The organism is Shewanella oneidensis MR-1 (genome assembly GCF_000146165.2).
GTDB classification, from domain to species: Bacteria; Pseudomonadota; Gammaproteobacteria; order Enterobacterales; family Shewanellaceae; genus Shewanella; species Shewanella oneidensis.
This window is the reverse complement of the sequence record NC_004347.2, coordinates 518,736-545,056: the sequence shown is the minus strand read 5'-3', so window position 1 is coordinate 545,056 and position 26,321 is coordinate 518,736. Positions and strand designations below refer to the sequence as shown.

Annotated in this window: 22 protein-coding genes and 1 pseudogene; 11 read left to right on the top strand and 12 right to left on the bottom strand. The window is 46.9% G+C overall.

The features are described from left to right. Positions 1-86: 86 nt before the first annotated feature. The 6 genes from SO_RS02475 to SO_RS02450 form a co-directional block, all read right to left on the bottom strand. The gene (locus tag SO_RS02475; RefSeq protein WP_011070862.1) at positions 87-3,314 is read right to left on the bottom strand and encodes an efflux RND transporter permease subunit; all 3,228 of its coding nucleotides are present in this window, start codon (positions 3,312-3,314) and stop codon (positions 87-89) included. Positions 3,315-3,361: 47 nt separating this feature from the next. Further along, positions 3,362-4,663, bottom strand: coding sequence for an efflux RND transporter periplasmic adaptor subunit (locus tag SO_RS02470; RefSeq protein WP_011070861.1), 1,302 nt, complete (start codon positions 4,661-4,663; stop codon positions 3,362-3,364). 5 nt (positions 4,664-4,668) lie between these two features. Beyond that, complete coding sequence (locus SO_RS02465) at positions 4,669-6,027, bottom strand: TolC family protein (protein ID WP_011070860.1); 1,359 nt, start codon at positions 6,025-6,027, stop codon at positions 4,669-4,671. Positions 6,028-6,242: 215 nt separating this feature from the next. Then, positions 6,243-6,692 carry a hypothetical protein gene (locus tag SO_RS02460; protein ID WP_164925815.1) on the bottom strand — a complete coding sequence of 150 codons (450 nt, stop codon included), beginning with the start codon at positions 6,690-6,692 and terminating at the stop codon, positions 6,243-6,245. Positions 6,693-6,844: 152 nt separating this feature from the next. Further along, a complete protein-coding gene (locus tag SO_RS02455; RefSeq protein ID WP_172966574.1) occupies positions 6,845-7,048 on the bottom strand; it encodes a DUF3012 domain-containing protein in 204 nt (67 codons plus the stop codon). Positions 7,049-7,082: 34 nt separating this feature from the next. Then, positions 7,083-7,448, bottom strand: a complete 366-nt coding sequence (locus SO_RS02450; protein WP_011070857.1) for a SpoIIAA family protein — start codon at positions 7,446-7,448, stop codon at positions 7,083-7,085. Positions 7,449-7,572: 124 nt separating this feature from the next. On the opposite strand from SO_RS02450, the gene arfB reads away from it, so the two are divergent. The 4 genes from arfB (at position 7,573) to SO_RS02430 (ending at position 9,735) form a co-directional block, all read left to right on the top strand. Beyond that, positions 7,573-8,001, top strand: coding sequence for an alternative ribosome rescue aminoacyl-tRNA hydrolase ArfB (arfB, locus tag SO_RS02445; protein ID WP_011070856.1), 429 nt, complete (start codon positions 7,573-7,575; stop codon positions 7,999-8,001). Positions 8,002-8,102: 101 nt separating this feature from the next. After that, on the top strand, positions 8,103-8,543 hold the full coding sequence (aroQ, locus tag SO_RS02440) for a type II 3-dehydroquinate dehydratase (RefSeq protein WP_011070855.1): 441 nt from the start codon (positions 8,103-8,105) through the stop codon (positions 8,541-8,543). Between the two features lie 37 nt (positions 8,544-8,580). Beyond that, positions 8,581-9,039 carry an acetyl-CoA carboxylase biotin carboxyl carrier protein gene (gene accB / locus SO_RS02435; RefSeq protein ID WP_011070854.1) on the top strand — a complete coding sequence of 153 codons (459 nt, stop codon included), beginning with the start codon at positions 8,581-8,583 and terminating at the stop codon, positions 9,037-9,039. Positions 9,040-9,057: 18 nt separating this feature from the next. Continuing rightward, positions 9,058-9,735: an SDR family NAD(P)-dependent oxidoreductase gene (locus tag SO_RS02430; RefSeq protein ID WP_011070853.1), complete on the top strand. Its 678-nt coding sequence runs from the start codon at positions 9,058-9,060 to the stop codon at positions 9,733-9,735. A 464-nt stretch (positions 9,736-10,199) separates the two neighbouring features. Here SO_RS02430 and SO_RS02425 read toward each other — a convergent pair whose 3' ends face one another. Further along, positions 10,200-10,958, bottom strand: a complete 759-nt coding sequence (locus SO_RS02425; protein WP_011070852.1) for a hypothetical protein — start codon at positions 10,956-10,958, stop codon at positions 10,200-10,202. A 158-nt stretch (positions 10,959-11,116) separates the two neighbouring features. Between SO_RS02425 and ubiD the strand changes: the two genes are divergently transcribed. The 3 genes from ubiD to fre all read left to right on the top strand — a co-directional run bounded on the left by ubiD (position 11,117) and on the right by fre (position 14,206). Beyond that, a complete protein-coding gene (gene ubiD / locus SO_RS02420; protein ID WP_011070851.1) occupies positions 11,117-12,583 on the top strand; it encodes a 4-hydroxy-3-polyprenylbenzoate decarboxylase in 1,467 nt (488 codons plus the stop codon). Positions 12,584-12,596: 13 nt separating this feature from the next. Beyond that, positions 12,597-13,340, top strand: coding sequence for a tetratricopeptide repeat protein (locus SO_RS02415; RefSeq protein WP_011070850.1), 744 nt, complete (start codon positions 12,597-12,599; stop codon positions 13,338-13,340). Positions 13,341-13,507: 167 nt separating this feature from the next. Then, positions 13,508-14,206: an NAD(P)H-flavin reductase gene (gene fre, locus SO_RS02410; RefSeq protein ID WP_011070849.1), complete on the top strand. Its 699-nt coding sequence runs from the start codon at positions 13,508-13,510 to the stop codon at positions 14,204-14,206. A 242-nt stretch (positions 14,207-14,448) separates the two neighbouring features. On the opposite strand, the gene SO_RS02405 is transcribed toward fre, so the two are convergent. After that, complete coding sequence (locus SO_RS02405) at positions 14,449-15,525, bottom strand: permease (protein WP_011070848.1); 1,077 nt, start codon at positions 15,523-15,525, stop codon at positions 14,449-14,451. A 224-nt stretch (positions 15,526-15,749) separates the two neighbouring features. Here SO_RS02405 and SO_RS02400 point away from each other — a divergent pair, with 224 nt between their 5' ends. Then, positions 15,750-16,061 (top strand): ArsR/SmtB family transcription factor, encoded by a 312-nt coding sequence (locus SO_RS02400; RefSeq protein ID WP_164925607.1) that lies wholly within the window; start codon positions 15,750-15,752, stop codon positions 16,059-16,061. A 275-nt stretch (positions 16,062-16,336) separates the two neighbouring features. Here SO_RS02400 and SO_RS02395 read toward each other — a convergent pair whose 3' ends face one another. Continuing rightward, a complete protein-coding gene (locus tag SO_RS02395) occupies positions 16,337-16,993 on the bottom strand; it encodes a DUF3313 domain-containing protein (RefSeq protein WP_011070846.1) in 657 nt (218 codons plus the stop codon). A gap of 1,298 nt (positions 16,994-18,291) precedes the next feature. Here SO_RS02395 and SO_RS02390 point away from each other — a divergent pair. Continuing rightward, on the top strand, positions 18,292-19,923 hold the full coding sequence (locus SO_RS02390) for a methyl-accepting chemotaxis protein (RefSeq protein ID WP_011070845.1): 1,632 nt from the start codon (positions 18,292-18,294) through the stop codon (positions 19,921-19,923). 498 nt (positions 19,924-20,421) lie between these two features. Here the strand turns inward: SO_RS02390 and SO_RS02385 are convergent. Beyond that, positions 20,422-20,946: pseudogene (locus SO_RS02385) on the bottom strand (transposase); the annotation flags it as partial. A gap of 521 nt (positions 20,947-21,467) precedes the next feature. Then, on the bottom strand, positions 21,468-23,429 hold the full coding sequence (locus SO_RS02380; protein ID WP_011070844.1) for an NERD domain-containing protein kinase family protein: 1,962 nt from the start codon (positions 23,427-23,429) through the stop codon (positions 21,468-21,470). Positions 23,430-23,761: 332 nt separating this feature from the next. Between SO_RS02380 and SO_RS02375 the strand changes: the two genes are divergently transcribed. After that, positions 23,762-24,685: an MvdC/MvdD family ATP grasp protein gene (locus SO_RS02375; RefSeq protein WP_011070843.1), complete on the top strand. Its 924-nt coding sequence runs from the start codon at positions 23,762-23,764 to the stop codon at positions 24,683-24,685. Further along, entirely contained in the window at positions 24,672-25,181 is a 510-nt protein-coding gene (locus SO_RS02370) for a hypothetical protein (RefSeq protein WP_164925606.1), read from the top strand. Before SO_RS02375 ends, SO_RS02370 begins: the two co-directional genes overlap by 14 nt. On the opposite strand, the gene SO_RS02365 is transcribed toward SO_RS02370, so the two are convergent. After that, a protein-coding gene (locus SO_RS02365; RefSeq protein ID WP_141135407.1) for an IS3-like element ISSod1 family transposase occupies positions 25,117-26,276 on the bottom strand; the annotation gives its coding sequence in 2 pieces (ribosomal slippage) (positions 25,117-26,027 and positions 26,027-26,276; 1,161 coding nt in all). The genes SO_RS02370 and SO_RS02365 overlap by 65 nt on opposite strands. Between the last annotated feature and the right edge of the window lie 45 nt (positions 26,277-26,321).

The window sequence follows — 26,321 nt, the reverse complement described above, 5'->3', positions numbered from 1 at the left end:
CTTTTAGTCAGGAGAATAATGGAGTCTTTCACCAGGGCAATCACCCGAAACAGCGTACATTGCCCCTGTAAACCGTTATTTTCTGACTAACCTAGCTCATCGATACGTTTATCGCGTCGGTATAACCAGCGGTATAACGTCGGCAATACCAATAACGTCAACGCCGTTGAGCTAAACAAACCGCCAATGATCACCACCGCCAGCGGTTTTTGGATTTCACTACCCACGCCCGATGATACTAAGATCGGAATTAACCCTAAGGCGGAGGTCAATGCCGTCATCAACACCGGGCGCAAACGACCAACGGTTCCTTCATATACAGAATCATAGAGCGACTCACCGCTTTGCCTGCGTTGGTTAATCGAATCCACTAATACCACACCGTTGAGAACTGCCACCCCAAACAGAGTAATAAAACCAATGGAGCTTGGCACCGACAGATAAGTGCCGCTGACAAACAGCGCCACAATGCCACCGATGAGCGCAAGCGGCACGTTCGCCATAATTAGCAGTACCTGCTTAACCGCCCCAAAGGAGAAGTACAACAACAGTGCGATCAAAGCGATAGAGACTGGCACCACCAACATCAGCTTTTGCTGTGCCCGCTGTTGGTTCTCATACTGCCCACCCACAATCACGGTATATCCAGCAGGCAAATCGGCCTTTGGCACTAGCGCGTAGATATCATTCACTATTGAACCCATATCACGCCCTGCCACGTTCGCTTGCACCACCACTCGGCGCTGCACATCGTCACGGCGAATATTCGGCGGCGCCATTTCCACTTCAACGCTGGCCACCTCACCTAAGCGCACAATTGCGCCATTAGTGCCACTCAACAGCAAATCCTTAATCACATCCGGACTGCTGCGAAACTCGGCGGCAAGGCGTAAATTAATGTCGTATCTGGCGTTACCATCGATCACTTGTCCGGCACTGGCGCCACCAATACCTTGGCTCACGAGTGTCATCACCTGATCGACACTGATGCCATAACGGGCGAGTTGCGAGCGATCGGGGCGCACCACCAACTGCGCTTCACCACTCACCTGCTCGAGAGACACATCTACTGCACCGGGGATTTTCGCCACCAGATCGGTGAGCACTTGGCCCTTGTCCGACAACACAGCGAGATCGGGACCAAAGAGTTTAATCGCTAACTGCGCCTTCACCCCAGAGAGTAACTCATCAACTCGAGTCGCAATCGGTTGTGAGAAGGTCAGCAATAGACCAGGAAAGACACTGAGTTTTTCTTCCATCAGCCGTTGCAGCGCTAAACGCGAGCTAGCCGATTGCCACTCTTCGATAGGTTTAAGACCAATATAAATTTCGATATTGCTCACAGGCTCAGGATCGCCACCTAATTCAGGCGCACCGATGCGGCTTAAGGCATATTCCACCTCGGGGAATTGCAGCAGCAAAGCCTCAAGTTTGGGCGCGACATCCAAAGAGGTGCCAAGGCTGGCGGTTGGTGCTAACGTGACCCTCAGGTTAATCGTGCCTTCCTCTAACTCGGGCACAAACTCGGTGCCGAGTCTAGGCAGTAATGCCATACTCATGACAAACATAATAACCGCACTGAGTACCACCATTTTAGGGCGCGCTAGCGTTGCACTGAGCAGTTTGCGATATGCGTTATCCAGCGGCCTTAAGATCACACTTTCTTTGAGCACAACCCCACGTTTAAACAGATATACCGCCAAGGCTGGCACCGCAATTAACGCCACTAGCAAAGCTGAAATCATCGCCAAAATAATGCTGACGGCCATCGGCTGAAACAGCTTACCTTCTACGCCTTCCAGGGCAAATAGTGGTGCAAACACCACAATAATAATCGCCGTTGCGAAGAAGATAGGACTACACACTTCTTTAGCTGCCAACATAATCCGCACAGCCATATTCCCCTGATGATCGTCATCATCAGCGTTAACACCACCATCCTCATCACCATGGTACGGGTCGGCTTCACCATCGGCACGCGCTCTGGCCTGTGTTAAATGGCGGCGATCCGGCTGAGTTAAATGCTTGAAAATATTCTCAACCATCACCACAGAGCCATCGACCAACATACCAATGGCCACCGCCAAACCGCCAAGGGACATCAGGTTGGCAGAAAGGCCATAGTAGGACATCACCATCAGCGCCAAACCAATAGAAACGGGAATCGACAGTAGCACCAGCAAGGTGGCGCGAATATTCACAAGGAACAGCGCCAAGATAACCACAATAAACACAAAGGCCATTAACAGCGCATCGCGCACCGTGGCTACGGCTTTATCCACCAAATCTGCTTGGTCGTAAAACACCTCAAAGGACACGCCCTTGGGCAGCGCCTGTTCAATCAGATTAATCCGCGCATCAATATCATCGATGGTCGCTTTCGTGTTGGCGCCCATGCGTTTAAGCACCACACCCGCAACCACTTCACCTAGCGCTTGCGCCTGACCCGCCTCATCGCGGCGCGTCATCGTCACAGCGCCCACGCGGATTTCACTACCAAAATCGACCTTAGCGATATCCCCCACTCGCACGGGTGTGCCACGCACTTCCGTTAGTGGAATTTGGGCAATCGAGGCAAGTCCTGCCTCTCCGGCGGGCAACATGCCATAACCCCGCACCACTAATTGCTCTTGGCCTTGGTCCATAAACCAGCCACCAGCGTTACGATTATTGCTCTCGAGCGCCTCACTCACCTGCGCCATCGACAAGCCATAGGCACGCAACTTATTAGGGTCGACCTGCACCTGATATTGGCGAACTTCGCCGCCAAAAGATAACACATCGGTCACCCCACCAACGGGCATCAAGATAAGTTTGACGAGGTAGTCGTTAAGACTTCGCAGCTCGGCGGCATTGATGCCTGCACTTGGATCTGCCCGCAAAATATACTGATAAATCTGCCCCAATCCTGAGGTGTTAGGGCCAATTTCTGGCACACCCACCCCGCTTGGGATCATCTCCCGCGCCGCCTGTAACTGCTCAAACACTTGCTGACGGGCAAAGTAAATATCCGTGCCCTCGGCAAAGACGACCGTCACAATGGACAAGCCTGTGCGCGATAACGAACGTACTTCAGTCACCGCTGGCAAAGCATACATGGCCGATTCGACCGGATAACTGATGAGTTTCTCCACCTCTTCAGCAGCCAAACCTTCGGCCTCGGTATTGATGGTCACTTGCACGTTGGTGACATCGGGAAAGGCATCGAGATTCAATTTGGGCAACATGGCCACACTGGCAGCGACCGCCGCCAGCAGCGCCAACACCACTAATAGCCGATTTTTAATCGCGGCTTCGATTGCTTTTTGCAACATAAGAATTCCTTAAGCGTGAGCCATAGACACAGTAATAGGCATCACCGTTAGTGGGCATGAATATCAAAACCTGCCTTAGCCTGCTCTGACGCCAAGAAGAACGCGCCTTCTACCACCACTTTTAACTGTGCCTGCCGCGCTTTATCCAGCTCACTGCCGCGCACTAAACTCAAGCCGCGTTGACGCTGCACCAGCTCCACCTCAATGGCTTCAAAACCATCTTCATCTTGAATAAAGATCTGCCAATCACCATCACCGCTGCGGGTTAATGCCGCATCGGGCAGTACAATTCCCGATGAGGCGCCTGATCCACTTGCCACGGCGATGTTTTGAGAGGCATCAGCAAAGTACAACTCAGCAAATTGCCCCGCATGCAAGATATGATCAGGGTTTGGCATGCTGACTAACACTTGCTCAGTGCGTGTTACGCTATCCAACTCGTGGGAGCGGCCGATAATCTTGCCTGCTAAGGTGTTATCTCCCACTTGGATCAAGGCTGGGGCGCCTACCTTCACATTGACCGCCTGAGCTGGCGTTAGCTGAGCTTCCACCCAAAGGTGCGACTCATCGGTCAATTGCATTAATGGCGTGCCTGCGCTAAACACTTGCCCTAGCATGGCGATATCCTGTTGCACACGACCATCGATAGGCGCCAGCAATTGATAACTGCCAATAGCTTCAGGCTTACTCTCTAAGGTACGAATTTGCTCCGAGGTCATTTTGATCGCCTCTAAAATTGCCCGCTTCAACTCAGCATCGACTTGAGCCTGCATTCTGCGGCTGACGCTCACTGCACCTTCACTCATACGGCGCACGCGGCTCCATTCTGCGGCCGCATTGATATATTCCGCCTGCGCCTTAGCCACTTCTGCACCGCCTAAGGTGAGCAAGGGTTCACCTTTTTTCACCTCTTGACCAGGAACCACATGCCGCGCCTGAACACGCACATCTAGCTGTGGCGCTAAAGTTGCCGTTTTATCACGGTCAACCACTAACGTGGCCGTCGCTCGAACATCGAGGTTTAAATTGGTCAGACTTAAGCTGTCACTGCTCAAGGGTAACAGGCGAATTCCCGCCAGCTCCAACTGCGCAGGCGTAAAGGTTAATGCTTGCTCGCTATGATCATCCTGTGCTTGCTCGACAGCAGTATTCTTAGCGGTGTTGTTAACCTGCTTTTCAGCAGCATGATCATGGCCTTCTCCAGCAAACGTAGGCGTGGGCACAATCAAGATTAACGAGGTGAGCATCAGCGCCAGCGCTAAACGGGAAGGCGTAAACACTGATGTGAAGCCCGTGGCAGACACATTGCCTAAAGAATGGAAAAAAGATTTCTGAGTAGTTGAATTCATTAGTGTTACCTCACGATTGACTTTGCTGGCACGGCGTTAGTGGTTGAAGTGGATGGAAAGCTGTCAATAAAAGGCTGCAGTTGACCGCTGTCCCCCATCCAGGTTAACCAGCTCTGATAAATCGCCGTTTCGAGGTTTAAACCCACCAAATAACTGGCCGCAAGCTGACGCCGACTTTGTAAATACTCACTGGTACTCACATCACCCGAACGCCACTGTTCACTTAAGGATTTAGCCGCTTTACTTCCTGAGGCTTCAACTCGCTCACGCCAATCTTGATAACGTGCTAATAAGCGGGGTAAGGCATTGTTAAATTGTGCCTGTTTGGCCGTTAGCACTCGCTCACGGGCAAGGTAGTTTTGCTCCGCGATGGCGATGCCTTTGTCGGCAGCAGACTGTAACTCACTGTAGTTATTACGAACCTGCAAGGGAATAGCCACACCAATGCCGAGCTTGTTGTCAGTGCCTTCCCGTTCGAGGCCAAGGTTGATGGTGGGATCGGCCGCCGTATCCGCCTTGACCTTCAAGGCATTCGCCTTAGCCAACAACACCTGTTGATGGGCACTGGTTAATGCAGGTAATTCCGCCTTGGGTGAAATCATCGACACAAATTGGCCAATTTCAGAGATAAACTCCCTAAACTTGAGCTTATCAACCCCAAGTAACTCAATCACTTTACCTTCGGCGACTAAGGCTGCTTGTTCGGCTAAGGCATAGTCGGCGGTATTGCTTGCCAGTTCGAGTTTAAGCAGTTGCAACTCAACATCGGATAAATCTCCCGCTGCAAAACGCTGCTCGGCAATATTGAGCTGTGCTTGAGTGAACCTTAATTGCTGCTCTGCAAAGGTCAGTGCCTTTTGGCCTTGCGCCTGCTCGGCTAATGCCAATAAACGCTCAGCCAACATTTGGCTACGCTCTAAGCGAATGTCCGCTAACAGAATTTGGGCTTCAAGTTGTGCAAGGCGAGTTGCCACGCCGCGCTTATCTCCCCAATCTAAGGTCTGGCTCAAGCCAACGGTGTAGGTATCGGTTTCCGAATTTTGGTAATTGAGTCCAAGCTCAGGGTTATAAACGGCGCGATCCGCCGCCGCAATGGCAAGCTCTGCCTGTTGCTGCCGAGCAATTTGTGCTTGGACCTCCGGCAACTGATTAATTTGTTTGAGTAACTCAGGCAACCACTGATTAAGTGAGGCTTGAGTGTCTGGGGTGAATGGGTCGCCTTCGGCCAATAAAGGGCCAACAGCCATTGGTGCTTGGGCTGGTAAAACTGAATTTGCTGCAACAACCTGGGAAACCTGTCCAGCAGCGAGCACTAGCGTGCTCAACAAACCAAACAGTGTTTGGGCGATAATGGTTTTCTTCATCGCAATTCCTAACAATATCGAAATAGGATTGGTCCCACGCAATAGGCGTATAAGTACCAATCGAATGCATCCCTTAGGCAAAATGTCGATTAAGCTCAATGCGCTAGCGCGAGCTAGGCCGTAAAGGCCAAAAATCGATGCTTTGGGGATAAATAAAAAGGCTTATTACGGCGAGCACTTACGAAGCGCAGCCAGCGATAAGCAGATATTGAAAGTTAAACTATGGGTGGACGATATTTAGGTAATTGATCAGGCGGGAAATAGGTTAAATCCGTTGGCACGTAAGCCGTTTCAAGTGCTGTTAGAGCTTGGTTTTCAGAATGGGATAGCAAGGCCAGATGACCGCCGTGGCATTGGCAGTCGAGGCAAAGATCAAAATCTTGAATTTCTGTGATTTGTACTAAATGTGAGTGACCACTCGCACTTGCTGCTGAGATACTCTCGTTGAGTGCTGCTTCGCCAAATACCTCAGAATGAGATCCAAATGTCTGTTCATTTGGGCAAACACAATCCACACATTCAGCTAAGGTGGTAACGGGTACGCTAAATTGCAGGTGAGGATGATTTTCAGCTTCTTCAACGCCATTGCCCGCATGTAACTGATGCGCACCCAAATTCGCGCCCGCAAATTGCAGCACGATTATGGCTATCAGTAGGGTCACCATTCGGCTAAAGAATGGCTTAGCGGTCGAAATCAAATATCACCTATTAACAATTCAGTAAGGGTTGGTGCAAATATCTGACAGTCATTTTAAACATAAGTTCACAGCTTGCAAGTCAGCACGAGCCAAGCTGTGATGCTATTCACCTGAAAAATTTACTTAAATACGCAGTGTTTGGCATAATCAGCGGCTTCATTTGCCGTCCAATCACCCGAAGGTTTTTCCTTCATTTGCTTACACCAAGCGTCACTACCCACCTCTGGCGCACAGGCAGTTAAGCCCGCGGTAAAGGCTAACGCTAAGGCCATTGCGCCCAGTTTTACTTTCGGTTTGGTAGTCATCAATTTCAACAAAAACATCATTCATTCCCTATCAGTTATACCCACTGGGCCATTAAAACGTTGAACGTTTAGCAATCCAAGCGATCGCTTTGGCTTTTTGCTCCAAGGGGAACCAAGCCACCTCGCCCTGCATAAAAGGACCGAGTAAACGCACCGCATTACCCACCCAATCGGGGCCGCCCACAAAAACTAGGGCTTCAAAATTTGGCAGTTGCACTTCGCCACTGCCCGTTAACGATTCAAATTCCCAACCTTCAAGCAAAACGTCTGCCTCGATATACAGGCAAACCTGCCCCCAATCCTTGCGGTAACTTTTAATTGCTGGCTGTAAACGAGTCCGATAATCGGCAGAAGAGAGTCGACCACTAGCAAAAAGACTAATAACACCCTTAGCAATATCGGGGATTTGGCATAACATAAAGGCACTCCGAAACGAGAACACTATTTTGCGAACGGGCAAACACTCCTGCCCTGCAAGAATGCGCCCGATGATAACAAATCTATTGAAAAGCCATAAGCAGTTATTGCCAGCTTCTCAATCCATGCCTAAGTCTGCCATGATAAAAATCTCAAACCGTGTGGAACTTCCTGAAAATGAAATCGAGTGGCAATTTATCCGCTCAAGTGGGGCTGGCGGGCAGAATGTCAATAAAGTGTCCACCGCGGCGCAATTGATTTTTGATATCAAAAATTCCTCCTTACCCGAGTTTTATCAGCAGCGTCTGCTGCAAAAAGCTGACCATAGGATTACAGCAAGCGGCAAAATCATCATTAAATGCCAGGCCAGTCGCAGCCAAGATGCCAATCGACAAACCGCCTTGGTGCAATTTATTGCGCTAGTTGCCAGTGTCGCGGATGTCGCCAAAAAACGTATCCCCACCCGAGCAACCAAAAGCAGCCAAACCAAACGCTTAGACACAAAAAAGCAACGCGGCGCCACTAAAGCGATGCGCCAATTTAAGTTGGATTGAGCCAACTTAAGCGGTAACGACATTCATAATGCAAAATCCGCCCGAACAGGTTAAGTTAATGGCATTCCATCTGTTAAGGCATGTCGTAAAAGGAAAGCGTAATGAATCATAAAGTTCTGCTCATCAATGGCCCCAATTTAAATCTCCTTGGCCGCCGAGAGCCCAGTGTTTACGGTCATCAAACCTTAGCCGATATTGTGGCCCAGCTAAATGAGCAAGCTCAGGCTGCTGGCGTGCAGCTTGAACATATTCAATCGAACGCCGAATTTGAGCTGATCAACGCTATCCATGCCACCGATGCACAGATGATTATTATCAACCCCGCGGCCTTTACCCACACCAGTGTTGCCCTGCGCGATGCACTACTTGGGGTGGACATTCCCTTTTACGAAGTGCACTTATCCAATGTGCATGCCCGCGAACCTTTCCGCCACCACTCCTATTTGTCCGATAAGGCGATTGGGGTGATTTGCGGCTTTGGCGCCCAAGGCTATGAATTTGCTTTAACAGCGGCAATTAAAAGACTGAAGTCCGCGACCTAATACGGACAGCAAAAGCTGGCACAGGGAGTATCAAACGATGGCCGTTGACCTGCGGAAAATTAAAAAACTGATTGAATTAGTACAGGAATCAGGAATTGCAGAACTGGCGATTTCCGAAGGTGAGGAGTCTATCCGCATTACGCGCTACAGCCCGAATCCCGCGAGCGCACAAGGTAGCGCGATAAGTTCCACACAGCCCTCGGTACAGCCCCAAAAGCCCACTCAATCCCGCAATGCCATGCCTGTGATTGAAGGCTTTGTGCAAGTCTCTCCTATGGTAGGCACCTTTCATGCTGCGAAAAACCTCGCTGATGCACCATTGGTACGCGTTGGCCAAAGGGTCATTCAGGGAGACACGCTCTGCATTATCGAAGCTATGCGGATGCAAAATCCCATCGAGGCCGAACGCGATGGCATCATTGGCGCTATTTGGGTGAAAGAGGGTGATGAAGTCGCCTTTGACCAACCCCTATTTACGTTAATCGAGATTTCTTAATAGAATTAAGAGGTAAAGATGATACTGATTACTGGCGCAAGCAGTGGTTTAGGCGCCGCACTCGCTGCACTCTATGCCAAGGATAACCAAGCTCTCACCTTAACCGGGCGCGATGCAAACCGCCTGCATACAGTGGCCAATGCCCTGAGTCCATTTTCACAACAAGCTATTACGGCGATTGCTGCAGACTTAAGTGATGAAGCAAGTGTCGAAGCCCTGTTTGATGGCCTCACCGACTCGCCAGCAACTGTTATCCACTGCGCTGGTAGTGGTTACTTTGGTGCCCTTGAAAACCAAGGCGCGCGCGAGATCAAAACACTGCTGAATAACAATGTCACCTCAACCATTCTATTAGTGCGCGAGCTGGTGAAACGCTATAAAAATCAAGCAATCACAGTTGTTGTGGTCATGTCTACCGCCGCCCTTGCAGCTAAGGCGGGCGAGTCAACCTACTGCGCGGCAAAATGGGCAGTTAGGGGCTTTATCGAATCGGTGCGTTTAGAGCTAAAGCAAAGCCCGATGAAGTTGATTGCCGTTTATCCCGGCGGTATGGATACCGGCTTTTGGCCAAGCAGCGGCAAATCGGTAGATACTTCAAGCTTTATGTCCGCCGATGAAGCCGCGGGCATGCTCAAACAGGCGCTACTCGCCACAGAACATGGCTATATTGCCGATATCACCATTCAACGGGGTTAAAGACATGAATGTGTAGGCGACGAATGGAATGCTGCCGCTTAATACCAAGATGCGCAGCGTAAAGACTAAAACCGGCATTGGGCAGCCGCCAGTAATTTCTACACGATTCAATAAATCGACTACAGGCTGAAAAAACAGGAGCCCACTCGGGGCTCCTGTCATAAAAGCATTGCTAGGGCGTGTTGACGTTTCGAGATTAGATTTTGTTCGTTCTGGCAAGTTCGTGCTAGCGAAACGAGGAATGATGTGTCGTTATTCTACCCAAATGACAAGCGGCTCTTATGACCGAAAGTAACAGCAAGAGCTTGCCAGACGAACCCTTCGGGCAGCATTTGGCTGACGTTTCTGCTGCGTTATCGTCCGTTTATGTAGAATAACTACACTGCACGGACTTTGCCTTGCATAAACGCCAGCCAAATTGCTGCAAAAATAACCCTGAAACGTCAACACGCCCTAGGAATAAGTTATTTCACTAACTGCTCTTGATAGGTTTGGCTATTCCAATCAAAGGCATAAAGTGTACCTTGCCATTCATACAAGGTCCGGCCATCTTGCTGGACGATTCTGGCATTGCTCGGCAAACTCGACACGCTACGAGCCGCTCGTGCACGGGGAACTGCGACAGTTTGCTCCGCTGAGACTGTTGATGCTCTCGCCGTCGAAGCCGCCGATATCACAGTTGCGCTATTCGATGGCATATTCGACACCATACGACCTTCGCTTGGTGAATATTGCATACTGGTGGTAACACGCACAGGCGCAGAAATGGCCACTGGCGTATCATCATAGCCCGTCGGGATCGACAAGCCGATGCCCGAATAGGGTGAATGCCAGTAACGCTCGCGATTCCAACGCCAGTCGTCATTCCACACCCCATCATTCCAGCCATAGCCAAGGTTCCAGCCCGTCGCCAAGCCAACCCCTAAACCCAATCCCCAAGGATAATAAGGACGGTAATAAGGGCGATAGTAACGGTGGCTATCACTATGTTTATGATGCTTTTTGTAGTAATTATCTTGGCGTCCATAACTCTCGCTATAGCGATCATTTGTGCCTCGATCCCCCGCAATAGCCCAATCTGGCACGGCTAGTCCACCGATCAACAATGCGCCGAGTAAAGACAGGGCCAAGCCTGTTTTATGCCAAGGCACAGCCGGCTTACTTAAGTAAACTGATTGAAGTTGAAGGCATTTATCTTTAACAAGGAATGAAGATAGCGTCATATAAACCTCGAGATACCGAGCACGGGTCAAATAAACATAGACCTAAGACAAGCATTTTACGCTTCCAACGCTGGAAGATCACTGAATAGGTTAACCCTAAAACAGAAAAATGCTATAGTGCGCGCCACACGGATTTCCACTGCAGAGGCTATTTCCACATGAGTTTTAAGGATTTACGCAGCTTTATTGATCATCTGGAAGCCAATGGCGAACTCAAACGCATTAGCTACCCCGTTGATCCTCATTTAGAAATGACAGAGATCGCCGATCGCGTTCTGCGCGCCCAAGGCCCTGCACTTCTGTTCGAAAATCCCACCAATCACTCCATGCCAGTACTGGCCAACCTATTTGGTACACCCAAACGCGTTGCCATGGCGCTGGGTAAAGATGATCCGTTAGCGCTACGCGAAGTCGGTGAGCTATTGGCGTTTTTAAAAGAACCCGAGCCACCACGCGGTTTTAAAGATGCGATTTCAAAAATCCCTATGTTCAAGCAAGCCTTGAATATGCCGCCCAAGACTGTACGTAATCCTGCCTGTCAGCAAGTGGTTAAAACCGGTGATGATGTTGATTTAACCCAGTTACCGATTCAGCATTGCTGGCCAGGCGATGTGGCGCCGCTGGTCACATGGGGCTTAACCATCACCAAAGGGCCGCGTAAGAGCCGCCAAAACTTAGGCATCTACCGTCAGCAATTGCTTGGTAAGAATAAACTCATTATGCGTTGGCTCTCCCACCGTGGTGGCGCGCTCGACTTTGCTGATTTTAAAGAACAATTCCCCGGCGAACGTTACCCTGTGGTTGTTGCCTTAGGCTCCGATCCAGTAACCATTTTAGGCGCAGTCACCCCAGTGCCTGATGCTATGAGCGAATACGCCTTTGCGGGACTACTGCGCGGCGAGCGCACCGAAGTCTGCAAAGCCTTAAGCTGCGATTTAGAAGTGCCAGCCAGCAGCGAGATTATCCTCGAAGGTTATATTGACCCTAACGAAATGGCCGAAGAAGGCCCCTACGGCGACCACACTGGTTACTACAACGAGACGGATAAATTCCCTGTCTTTACCGTGACTCATATTACTCACCGTAAAGATCCGATTTACCACAGCACCTATACTGGCCGTCCACCGGATGAACCCGCCATGCTTGGGGTCGCATTAAACGAAGTGTTTGTGCCAATCTTGCGTAAGCAATACCCTGAAATTATTGATTTTTATCTTCCGCCTGAGGGTTGTTCGTACCGGATGGCGGTGATCTCCATTCGCAAACAATATCCCGGCCACGCTAAACGGGTGATGATGGGCGCTTGGTCCTTCCTGCGCCAGTTTATGTATACCAAATTTATTGTGGTGGTTGATGACGATGTCAATTGTCGCGACTGGAACGATGTGATTTGGGCCATTACCACCCGTATGGACCCTAAACGCGATACGGTGATGATCGATAACACCCCTATCGATTACCTCGATTTTGCCTCCCCTGTAGTGGGCTTAGGTTCAAAAATGGGTCTCGATGCCACCAATAAGTGGGAAGGCGAAACCAACCGCGAATGGGGCACCCCGATAGTAATGGACCCTAAGGTTAAACAAAAAATCGACTCAATTTGGGATGAGTTAGGGATATCGTAAAAAGGAAATGTTCATGCGTATTGATACACAAGAGCAACTGGTCACCCTGCTTAATGCTTTGTTTGAAAAAGTAGGCATAAACCTAGAGCAAGTATCAAAACTGGACAATTACGGTGTGATGTTTTCTGTCCCAGGAACAATGAAGCCCCTAATCGCTACCCTTAAAACAGTAACGACTCCAACCAATTGGAATAACGAAACCAATCTAGGACATTATAAATCTGCTGATGAAAATTGGCTTCTATGTTTAAAGCCTGCACCACACAGTGTCTTTTGTATAGCAACTGTTTGTTCTCTACATGAAAAGCATCTTGAGCAGTATATTGAAACATCAGAGAAAAAGCAGGATAGGCGTATTGCAGCTGAACATGGAGATCCAGAGGCGCAGTATTATACGGCACAGGATTGTGAGGATAAAACCGAAGCACTTTTTTGGTATCGCAAAGCGGGCGAACAAAATCACTATTGGGCACTCTATCAAATCGCACTCATGTATGAAGCAGGTGAAGGTGGACTCGAAAAAGACTTCGCACAAGCCATATTATGGCGCGGCAAGGCGGCTGAACAAGGTAGCGATGCCGCCGCAAGGGACCTTGCCGAAATGTATGAAGAAGGCACAGCAGATATTCCACAAGACCTTACCTTAGCCATTTTTTGGTATGAAAGATGGTTAGAGTTATCCCCCGTGATGAGACGCATGATTAAACCAAAAATAAAAAGCCTTAAAGCAGCTCTATCTCAACGGATGAATGAATAAATGCCTACAAGAATGAACCAACATACATGCACATGCTAAATAAATAACAGTTCCCTATAATTCAGCTTAAGTAATCACGTAAGTCCCCACTTAAGCCAAGAGAATTGGCCGCGAATGGCCCTAATGCGACACCTCTAACAAGATAAAAAAGGTGCAAAGGAAGTTTGATGAAAACCATACGTTGTAAGATAGAGAAAGTAACCCCCTTTAACGATGCCGTTTATCAGGTGTGGTTAACGCCCGAAACCCCCTTAGCGTTTCAGGCGGGGCAATACCTGTGTGTTGTGATGGGTGAAAAAGACAAACGTCCCTTCTCTATCGCTTCAGCCCCTAATGCCGAGGTGATTGAGCTGCATATTGGCGCGGCAGTCAGCGAAAGCTATCCTATGCAAGTGGTTGAAAGATTGCGTAATAGCACGCATATCGATATCGAAGCGCCAGGTGGCGACGCTCATCTACGCCATGAGAGTATTCGCCCTCGCCTGTTGATCGCCGGTGGCACTGGCTTCTCCTACATTAAGAGTATTGTCGAGCAACAAATCGCCCTTGGCCAACAGGTTGAGACCACGCTGTATTGGGGTTGCCGCACCCAAGATGCCATGTACTACGAAAGCATCGCCCGCGCATGGCACGATGCCCATCCTTGGTTACACTTTGTACCCGTTGTTGAAGAGGCCACAGCTAATTGGCAAGGTAAAACCGCCAATCTGCTCGCGCAAATCAGGCAGGATTTTATTAGCCTCAACGGCTATGACATCTATATCGCCGGTCGTTTCGATATGGTCGGCGCCGCCCGCGAAATCTTCCGCGAAATGGGAGTAGACGAAGCCCATCTCTACGGCGATGCCTTCGCGTTTATCAAATAACGCGTTAATTTGTTCGTTATGGTTAAATAACGTCAGCCAGTTCAAACAATAAACCCCAGTTTTCACTGGGGTTTTTATTTTAGATAAGGTCGTATTTTGACCTCTTTGCTAACGCGTGTCCTTGTAGAACAACGTCCATGTCTAACAGTTAGACCACTATCCCAAGCTCTCCATTCGCGCCACTTAAAGACACATCAAAAGCGTATTAGGTTATTGTTTAACAGGCTTTATTTAGTTTTTACTTAAAAGACTAAACCATAAAGAAATCCAGAGGCGATAGCCATAGCTAAAATAACACCTAGAAATGCGGCAATCATTTGATTTTTAAAGATTGATTTTAACAAAATCACTTCTGTGATGCTGGCACCGGCACTACCGATGATTAATGCCATGACAGACCCCATCGCCATACCTTTTTGGACTAATGCCGCGCTGAGCGGGATAACCGCTTCGGCGCGAATATAAAGAGGAATGCCAATAACCGCCGCAAGAGGGATAGCATACCAAGTGGCTTCGCCTGCGTAGTTAACAATGAATTCTGTTGGGATAAAGCCATAGATAAATGAGCCGAGTAACACCCCAACAAAAAGATAGGGTGATACTTGCTTAAAGTCCTTCCACGTTGTGCGCCAAACGCGTAACCAACGATGCTCTGTGCGCACCTGCGGCGGTAAAATTGACGAACGATCGTCACAACATAAGGATGCAACAGGCGCAGGTTGGGTTCCACAGCAAGAAGATGTAACTGGCTCAGATGTTACCCCACAACAAGAGGATGCAACTGGAGCTGGTGTTGTATCACAGCAAGAGGATGGAGCAGAAGATTGCTTATTATTCCCAGCAGATGCGCCTAACTCTTGTTGTTCGTAGGCCTCTTTACGGATATATCTTTCAAATCCCAGCTTTTCCAGTGTAAAGCCCGCGATCACAGATACTCCCATTGCCATCACAAAGTAAAAGACCGCGACTTTAACTCCGAAAGTGACGACAAATAATCCAATAATAATCGGATTCAATAATGGGCTGGCAAATAGGAACACCATCATTGGACCAAAACCCGCACGAGCCCTGAGTAGACCTTTTAAAAATGGGATCGTTGAACAAGAGCAAAATGGCGTGATAGATCCAAGCAGCGCAGCAATTAAATAACCTTTGCCATTACGCGAACTCAAAATGGACTGCACTTTTTGAGGGGTAACAAACTCCTGCAGCATACCAACGAGATAACTTATCACGAGGAATAACAAGGTTAACTCAAGTGCAAGAAACGCAAACATATTTGCCGTTTCTTTTAGCATAGTGATGAGCTCTGGATTCATTGTTAACCTCAATACATTTCGAATTTTCTAGAATAATAGTTATTTGGAGCAGGATTTTCAATACCAAATTTCCATAAATGCAGAAATATAGTGTGAGCATAGTATCAATTGCGGATAAAGTTCACCCAGTGGCAAGTGATGACGCTTTTTGAGGCCGTTCAAAGATAGATAATTCTGGTATTATCGAATAAATTGATGGCATGAACGGAAACAACAGTATCAATATGAATATAGATAATGCAGCTAAAGTATTGAAAGAACTAGGACATCCTACTCGTCTTGCCCTGTTCAGAATATTAGTTAAGGGGGGCTATGAGGGCGTTGCCGTGGGGCAATTACAGGAAGAGTTGCAGGTCCCAGGTTCTACACTCTCACATCATATTAGCGCCTTAGTTTCAGCGGGAATTATCTCGCAGCGCCGTGAGGGAAGAGTATTGTACTGCGTACCTGATTATCAATTATTACAAGGACTCGTGCATTTTTTACAGGATCAATGTTGTAGTGCTCAGCGCCCGAAAATAGAGATAGAACCATAAAACGCCGCCCAGCCTTAACACTGCACTCGCAAATCTCCAGTGGTGTTTTTATAACGCATTAAACAAGGACGTTTGATGCTACGCCCGCAAAACAGTCTGCAACTAAACCATCAACCCCCATTGCCATAGCCATAGCCACGTTTTCCACCGCCTCTGTTAGAGTCCATAGTTTGCGGGTTCGCCCATCTGTAATACACAAATAATAAACCCCAGTTTTGGCTGAGGTTTATTTTTATAACCAATGTATTAAGCCCAAATATTACATACGGCTTGAATTATTTACCCAAATTGTCGGCTAACTGTTTCGCACGGCCAGCAGCCCACTTATCAATCATCTTTTCCAGTTCGCTTGCTGTAATAGGAGAATCTTTTTGGATGGTATCATCACTCTCACGAGCATCTAAAACCCGCACTAACAACTTGCCGCTTTGGGAGTCGAGCAACTGCGACATGCTACCGACCTTCAGTAAGTAAGGCTCCATACCGATCGCCTCTTTTGTCACATCAATAGCAATCTTCGCCGGTAATAGATCGCGTAATTTAAGCTCTGGTCGAGTTAAATCAAAATTCGTCACCGCAGCCTGAACTCTAATCACGCCTGGGCCGGACTCAGTCGCAATCTTGACTCCATTTTTCATCAACTCATTTTGGAACTTAGCATGGTAATAACGACCAATCTCATTCTGCTCATTGGCGGTCAACAGATACCATTTACCATTCTCTTGGCGAATAAATTGGATTGGATCGAGTAACACCTGATTGTACTGGCGCAGGTCAACGCCCGGCTCCTTATAAATACGCTGATTGGGATTGCTTTCGCTCGTTTTGAACGCATCAAAGGGCACAACCTGAAATCCACTCATTGCCCTTTCTTTTACAGAACATCCACCCAGTAAGACCGCTGCCATAGCAATCATCACCACTTTTTTCATATTTGCTCCTGCACTGATTAATGATTTTTTTCCAGGATGAACACCGCAATAAGCAAGCCCTCCCGAGTAATATTCCAACTAACAGCCTTCCACAGTGGATACGACAAAGCAGCTTGTGGCTTCGACTCAAACTGCCACAACAGAACCTATTATATCAAGTGAGTTCTGTGCTTTATCTTACTGATAGAATAGTAATAACGTAGATTTTAGTGATTAGAAAGTCAGGGGATTATTTATCTGTAAATGAGGTATATTCCATAGCGCTAAAACAACATCAACGATATGAAAAAACCAGCAAAAACACACAAATCAACATTTTGTTAAAAATGATTGCGAATATGCACAGCTTTAGCGAAAGTTTGGTTTTTCGAAAATGAATGCAAACATCAGGGCTACCGAGTTGCCACTTTCCAAACATCTTATGAGTCAAAGCCCTTGGTCTTCACGCTAATGGGTTAACGGGCACCTGCGCTTACGACTTTTCGATTCCATTAAAAGATGCAGTCAACTCTTGAAGCTTACCAGTTTCATGAAGCCCCCAACTCTTGTTCCGTTAGCAATAATTGTTCTTCCGATAAATCAAAAGGCACCAGCATCTCCTTAGCAAATTAAAGGTTTTAGCTTTAAGCAAAGCACAAATCAAAGTCGTGGGGCTTCACCCCCTGATTTTTTATAAAGAGCCGACCAAGAGGGGATCAACAGCAATTCCCTCTTGCCTCTTCGTTAACAAGAGTCCTTGCCGCCCCTAGCGAAGTTACATGCATTAACGCTTTATTTATAAATCAGGCCTTGGTCTTATGGATAAATGGCTATCGCTTCCGATGGTACATCCCCTCTACTTTAAATAAAGAGTCCGAAAGCTAGCCGGTCATCCATGACCGAACTCACGCAATTTATTCCAACGCCCAGTGGCAACTTCGAAGGGGAAGATGCACTTCTGTAACCTCTGTGCGAGCTGTTAATCCCAAAAAGTTATGCCAGTCAGATTTTCAGGGTGCAACAGACACCGGATATATGTAGCAAGATCACGAACCATTAATGACCGACACACCGTTGTGAGAGGTGAATTATCGATTAGCATAAATTATAGGAAATTGACCTTACTAAGCCCGAGGTGACCACCTACGTCTCAATAAATGAAATTTAACAATGGGTGTCTTGATAAATGGCTGATCGTCAGCCGTTTTTTTTATTTTAAATCAGCCGGTTGATATTTTTTTGGCTTGCTTGCTATCGGTTGTTCCCTTGCCTATACATTTATATCTGTAAGGACGTTATCCCACAATGAGGTAAATACAATGAATTGGGTAAGAAGTATATCGATAAAGCTACGTTTGACTCTCTTGCTTGTTGCATTGCTCGCAACGATGTTTGTTATGGGATTGAGCCACAAGCAATCAGCCGACACCATAAATGTCATGCTAAACAACATGTATCTCAACCAGCTCGTGCCTATCACCGATGTGGCAAATGCAAACATGCAAGCCATCTACCACCATCGTGAATTATTCAACTACGTTATCGAAGCAAAACAGTCAGAAATGGACCGAATTGCGGGTGTCATGGATAAATATGAAACCCAAATGATGGCATTACTCAATAAATATCGCGTGACTGAGCTGACCCCTGACGAAACCCGTTTACTGGCGGATTTTGACCGCCAATGGCCGCCTTATAAAGCAGCAGCAAAGAAAATGATGGACGCGTCATATCGCAATGATAACGAGGCAGCCATGCAGCTGATGAAGTCCGAGGTAACGCCAACCTTTCAGCAAGCAGATGCCACTCTCTCTGCGATTGTGAACAAGAACGTCGATCTAGGGAAAAAGGCTTATGACGACAGCGATGTCGTGGTTGCCCAGCTAGGGCAAGAGTTCGTGATAACCATGGGTCTGGTTCTGGTTATCGCAGCTATTTCTGGGGCGTTAGTTATACGTAGTATCCTCGCACCATTGGACCAAACTGTTACCGACCTTTCCCATATTGCCAGGGGTAATCTGGTGGATACTATTCCGCCCTCTGGTAATGATGAGCTTACCAAGCTGCAGCACTCGATGGCATCGACTCGCAAGTCACTTAAAGAAACTATTAATACCGTTTTGCATATCTCCGAAGAGCTGGGTTCTTCTGCGGCCCAGCTATCCAGTGCTGCTCAGCAAGTGATGACCAGCTCTGAAATGCAAGCCCAAGCAACAGCCTGCTCAGCTGCCTCCATTGAAGAGATGTCCACTTCGATAGCACAACTTTCTGATTCGGCTAACAGCGCAAATGAACAAGCCATGACATCAGGCAATTTGGCGCAACAAGGTGAGCATCAAGTCGAGGGGGTCTCTCGGGAAGTGCGAGCAGTGACCGATGCCATCAATCAATCGACCACGCAAATCCGCCAGCTGGCAGATGATGTCACCAAGGTGGGCCAAATCACCGTCATGATTAAAGGCGTGGCAGACCAAACCAACTTGCTGGCACTTAACGCTGCCATTGAAGCGGCCCGGGCTGGTGATATGGGACGTGGGTTCGCCGTGGTGGCTGACGAAGTACGCCAATTGGCAGAGAGAACAACCAAAGCCACCCAAGAAATCGACAGCATGATAAGTAGTGTGCAATCCAAGGCCATGGAGACGGTCAGCACCATGGACAAATATGTGCAGAGCATTGAAAACGTTCGCCTTAACACAGCCCAGGCCAGTGACTTGATGGCCAAGGTAGACCAAAGCTCCCAAGCGGTTGTCGGGCTGATGGGCGAAATCAACGTCATGCTGCATGAACAATCCTCTGCAAGCCAACTGATTGCCCAGTCTGTTGAAGAGGTGAACAACATGTCACAGGAGAACGTCTCCGCTTCAGAGTGTGTCAATGGTGAAGCTGTGCACCTTACCCAGATTGTAGGGGAGCTCAAGAAGAGCGTCTCCATCTTTAAATTGAGCTAATTGCGGTGATGTAAGTACCTCGTGCATGGTTATCACTTCTGACCTGCGTGATAGCCAACGGATGGGCCCGCCAGTCGAGGGGGTCAACACATCGAGGCGATGTATTTGCTTGAGGTGGTGGCTGCTCTTAAACAGATTCTCGTCTTCTTCAAATTGGTCTGAGACGCACCCTTGGGCCATAGCGTTCAAGAATGGAGGTAAGGTATGTCGTTTTTACGAAACAGTGGCTTTGTAGTGATGGACGCTTCAGCACCTAAGCTTATGCCAAGCTTGACACAAAAATCAGGCCAGCTATTTTAAATCAAAAACATAATATGCTCTCTGCTTACGTTCAAGAGATGACTTACAGAATTCGCTTTAAGGAGGGGATAAGAAGTAACTAATGAACTACAAGAGAAAGAAATCGAGCTAATTCATTAAAAAATGGCGAATTTCAGACATACCAGCCCCACCGCTATACAAATTGGCTGTGATTTGGTTGATTACCAGAGATTACTATCAGTTGATGTAAAAGTGCTGACAGCTTGTCGCAAAGTGCCGTCGTCGCTTTTCTAGATGTTCGCAGTAATCGCTCAGTTCTTGCAATGTGCCCACTGGACCGTGAAATAGCTTGCCAAACTCAGTGGTAAACTTGAGCCAATTATCATGGGGAATATTTAATCTGGTCAGTAACTTGGCACTATTTTCACTGATATTTCCACGCTTATCATTGCGAATAATTCGGCCAGTATCATCTACCAATTGAAGGTAATCCGTTAAGGAAAACCCAATGCCATTGGGTTGGTTGTCGCACTCGTTACCAATAAAAGGCAGGAGATTGCTGGGTTGCTCACCTTTTAATGCGGCCCGAATACGTAGTTGAATACTGGTATGGTCGGATTGTTCTGGTGTATCAGCGAGTTGGGCTCTAATCGGATTCAAATCAACGTAAGTCATACAGGCTAACACGACGGCTTCATCCAGTAAGGCCTGGGATTTAAACCGTCCTTCCCAAAACCTGCCTGTGCAGTTATCTTCTTTGGAAAATGATAGGACAGGCAAAAATCTTTTGTGATTCACAACGAACACCTCAGTATCAGAAGTTAACCTTCTCCTGCGAAGTTGTCGAAATACGCAGATAGCTCTTAGTTGTTTGAGTGGGGCCGTGGCGACATCATGGATGATGGCGCAGGCTCGGTGGGGCAGGGATGTCCCATCTGAGCCGTTAGGCAATTTTTATTGGAGTATAAGACCAGTGACCAATACATGTAACTTCGCTAAGGTGAGTGCTGCAACGCAGCGATACGAACGAGAGCCATGGATAATGGCGAACAGGCAGTTAAACATGGACGTTGTTCGGCAGGACTATTGTTAACAAAGAAGCAAGAGGGAATTGCTGTTGCTTCCCTTTTGGTCGGCTCTTTATAAAAAATCAGGGGGTGAAGCCCCACGACTTTGATTTAAAAACTAGAAATTACACCCAAACCCACGATTAACACTAAAAGCTCGAACTCGGTTTGCCCGCGCCCTGCGCCGCCTAGTCGCCCCTTAACCACCAAGCAAAGTTAGCAAACAATCCCAAACTGTTCGGCATAACTGCGTTTGGGATCTAAGGGGAATTCAAAGGAGAGCACTCGGTGACAAGCATCAAATAATTCCTCTCCAAACCATTGTTTATCAAATGAATGCAACGCATTAATCATGTCTTTTTGCCCCATATCCCCTTTCAAGGAGGCTGGGGTCAGTGCATCAATAAAGCTGGCGACGAGTCCAAAAAGATCCCGCTCGGCCTGACCTTCAAATGACCATAGGGTTGGATCGGCATATTGAGCCGCATAATAGCTGGCCGCAATATCGAGTCCGACCCCAAAGTTCACTAATACCGCTTTGTCAGCATGGCAAATGATGTTTTTGGGGCAGATGGCACCATGGAAAATATCAAGGCGATGCAAATATTGCAGCGCGGACAATAACTGAGTAAACCATTGTCGCGGTTGCCCTATTTCAATATTTGACACAGTATCAATAGCGTCGCCTTGCTCCCATGCCCTAGCGATAAATAGCGCTTCACTTTCTGGCAATTGGCCAAAAGCTAACACCTTTTCAATATGGGGATGATATATCTTCGATAAACTGCGATAGAGGTTACTTAGCATTGGCCAATCGGCATCGACCTGATGATAAATTGATAATCCGCATGCATATTGTCCCTGAAGGTGTAATGCCTGCCACAATTGACTATGGGTGGATTCGGTAATCAGGCGTTCGAGGCGGTAATGGTGATCAATGACTGCTCCCTCTTTGATAACAATAGCTTGCGGTAACGTATCACACACGCCAATGTCGATAATGGCACTGAGATCGCTGCGCAGTGCATCCAAATCATTGGTGCCTCCTGCTATGGCCTGTCGATACCATTGGTAAATGCGTGGTTGGCGCGTTTGTTCCGCGAGGGCAAGGAAACGACTCGCATACTGCTGAATATCCGTCGAGGTTGAAATAGAGTCTTTAATATCAATAAACTCAACGTCACCTTCCTCAGAAATAAATACGCAGTTTTCCGCCCACCCTCCAACGGTATAACCGCGGCGATGTATTTGCTGTAGGCTCGAAACAGAGCGGCGAAGTATTTCAAGTAATTGATAAGTTGTTAATTCGGTGAGTGAGAGCATATTCATCGGCAAGCCACGCGGCATGCGGATAGGCAGCACTAATTGTTCGCCGTCTTGGATCAGCGGTGCGCAGTAGGGGACGCCACTGCACCCTGATAGTGCCTGCATGCGCTGAAATTCATCCCGTAAACGCTGCTCATGCACCGCGGCCTCTTCACTGTGGTCGAACTGAATGGGTAATAAAATCTTCAGTAACCATGGTGCAGTCCAACCTCCCGGTTGATATTCGGCCTGCCATACCTCCAGTCCTTGCTGTAAAAACAAGCATTTTAGCTTAATAAAATCTTGGATCTTATTATTGCGTTGCTCCACCAATGCCACTTGACCTATGGTGTTGAGCACTATTTCCTTTTGCTTTTCCGTTACCGGATGCTTGTGTGGAGCCGTTAAGCCCCATTCCTTCGTTAACGCGGCGATGATCTGCTTGGGCGTGTAAATACTCAGTGTGCCTTCATCCTTCTCAAGCTCAATTTCCTCCCCTTTGCGTCCGGTAACAAACACCATGCCTTGGCACCAAGGAGCATAAACACCCACGGGGATTTTGTGCTTGAGCTTACCTGCGAGTACACGGGCAACATAATTGGCTTTAGCTAGGCTGTTATCCACATCACGGCCATCGAGTAGCCATGCATGTAGCCCGGCATTCAGTCTTCCCATGTAACCTTTAACATCAACAACATATACCCCCCATTCCCCAACGACTAGGGCATCAACTTCCATCGCCTGTCCCGATTGCGTTGGGATTTCGACATTGGTTAGTAGCAAATAGTCATCGGGAAGCTCTTCGGCAAGTAAACTAAATGCCCAACGCTCGGCATCGTTAACTGGCGTGCCAAAGCTGATATGTTTTGCCATAGGGGTCTCTGTTACTGAATAGATAAAAGTGAGTTAATACTAATCAAGCACTCGTTAAAAAACCACCATTAAGGTAGTTTTTTATATTAAATTCAGTCAGCTAGAGGGAATTACTATTGTTCCCCTCTTGGTCGACTCTTGATTAAAAATCAGGGTTAAAGCCCCACGACTTTGACTTAGATCTTGACTCTGATTTAAAAGCAAAAAAGAGTTATGCCTGTCCGATCTTTTTGTTGTTTTATGTTAATAATTTGAATTCCAAATAATGTTAAACCATGTTGATAAACCTGTAATACTCTGATAAGTTTATCTTTTTATGAAAAGGAATATCGGTGCAAACCCTCTTGATTACTAGTTCTTTTGATAAGACTTGTGACTATATTCAGGTTAAATTCCCTGAGCTTAATTACTTTCGGCTCAATGTTGATAAATTTTCAAGTTATAAATTGGAGATTATTGCTGATGGTTTTCGAATCGAGTGTGGTGAGCATCGATTATTTTCCTCTGAGTGTTCATCAATCTACTTTCGCAAGCCTGTGTTTGAGAATCTTGATGGTAACATTGATGTTCAATATCATAACTTTGTTCACAAGGAATCTTATTCGTTAATTGAAGGTTTAATAGAAAGCTTCAGTGGGCGTTGTCTTAGTAAACCTTCTGTCATGCGACGTGCCAACAACAAAGTGTTTCAGATCATGCTTGCAAAAAGTGTAGGCTTTCTTATGCCGCAGCTATCTATTACGAATGACGAAATAGTATTAAAAAAATGGGCTAAAGATGATGCTATCGTTAAACCTCTTGCTATTGGTACTGTTGAGTATAAGACGAAAAAAGAGTTTGTTCAGACAAATCGACTATCGTCGGAAAAAGATACATCAGCCTTAAAATATGCACCTGTATACCTGCAAAAATTCGTAGATAAAGACTACGAGGTGAGAGTAACGGCTATCAATGGCCAGTTTTTTCCCGCTCGAATTGATGCCAGTAATCCAGTTGATTGGAGAAAGCCAAACACTGAGACTTTATTCACTAAGTGTGTTCTTCCTGAAAATATTGAGCAACAGTGTAGGACTTATATGTATAAAAGTAGTATGGACTTTGGTTGTTTCGATTTTTTGGTCAAGGATAATGTTTGGTATTTTCTTGAAATGAATGCAAATGGACAGTGGGGATGGCTTGATAATCTTTTTGAAGGAAAAATTTCAGATGCGATTGCTACATATTTGAAGAGTGGACTTAAAAATGCCCATTGTTAAGTTTTTAAAATGGATTTGTGGACTGATTCCTAGCCACTCTCCGGTGATGCATATATCATCAGATTCAGATTTTGGATCATTTAACTGGAATTCTGATTGGAGATTTTCTGTTCTCGCAATTTCATTAGGGATAAACAAATATTACGTTCTTACATTCAAAAAGAATGAGTGGAAGTTTTACGATAGAATAACTTTACTGACTTATCTCAAGTCATCCGATACACATGGAGTTGAGGATGCAGCAAAACGTTACGAAACATTGCTTACAAGTGTTAACTTTTCAATGGAAAATGATGACAAGGTACTCGAAAGACATAAAGAGTATTTGAGAGAGAGGACTGGAGATTTTAGAGCCAATCATTCTAATACGTTAAATAAAATCAATAATTACAGTGCAATATGTATAGCCTATCTTGCATTCCTTGTACTGGTCAACCCAAACTGGACACTTTTACTTGAGAATTCTCAAACTCTACAGGTGACAGATCGTTATTAGCAGAATGAAGTCGCTCCAAGTTGTAATATTTGATGTAAGCCGTCACATCTTGCTTCATAAACTCCCTTGTTGGTTGAGCAACTTTAAAAATCCAATCGTGTTTCAAGCTACCAAAGAATCGCTCAACAACGGCATTATCCCAACACGCACCCACATCACCCATGCTGGCTCGGATACCATAGCTCGATAGCAGCCTACCGAATTGTTTACTGGTATATTGCGAGCCTCGGTCACTGTGAAATACCAGCCCTCGCGCTGGTTGTCGCAGGTTGTAGGCTTTTATTAATGCCTTGGATATCAAATCTGTGGTCATGCGTTTGTCTATGCGCCATCCCACAATCCGGCGTGAATATAAATCCATCACCACAGCTAAGTACATCCAGCCTTCACCCGTCTTTAAATAGGTCACGTCACCCGCCCAGACCTGATTAGCCGATACTGGATTAAAGTTCATGTTTAACAGGTTATCAGCCACTGCATCTGAGTGTTTTCGCTGTGTCGTCACCTTGTAAGCACATCGCTGGGTTGCTTTGAGTCGAAGGCGGTGCATAATTTTACGAACGAGATAGCGACCAACCTGGTAGCCTTCCTTGCGCAATTTCTTCACCATTTCACGATTCCCTAAGCTGCCTCGACTTTGCTTAAATAGCTGTCGAACAAGGCGATAAAGCTTCAGTGTTTCAACGCTTATCACGTTTGCAGGGCGTTTATGCCAATCGTAATAGCCTGACTTACTGACACTCATTACTCGACATAACAGTGTTATGGGAAACAGGTGAGATTGCAGTTTGATGAAACGAAATCTTACTTCATTTCTCTCGCAAAGAAGGCGCTTGCCTTTTTTAGAATTTCTTTTTCCATGCGTAATTCTTTGTTTTCTCTACGCAATCGCTTCAACTCATCACGCTCAGACTCTTCTAAGGTGATGCCTTGTTGCAGGGCTTCGTGTTTTTCCTTCCAGTTGTAAAGCAGGCTCGTGCTAACTCCAAGAGACTTTGCCGCATCGGCAACGCTATAACCTTGCTCCAGCACCATCAAGACGGCTTCATCTTTAAATGCCTGCGGATAACTCTTATGTGATTTTTTCAGACTCATATAGACCTCTTAATTTATTGACCATACTGTCTCAAAATTAAGTGT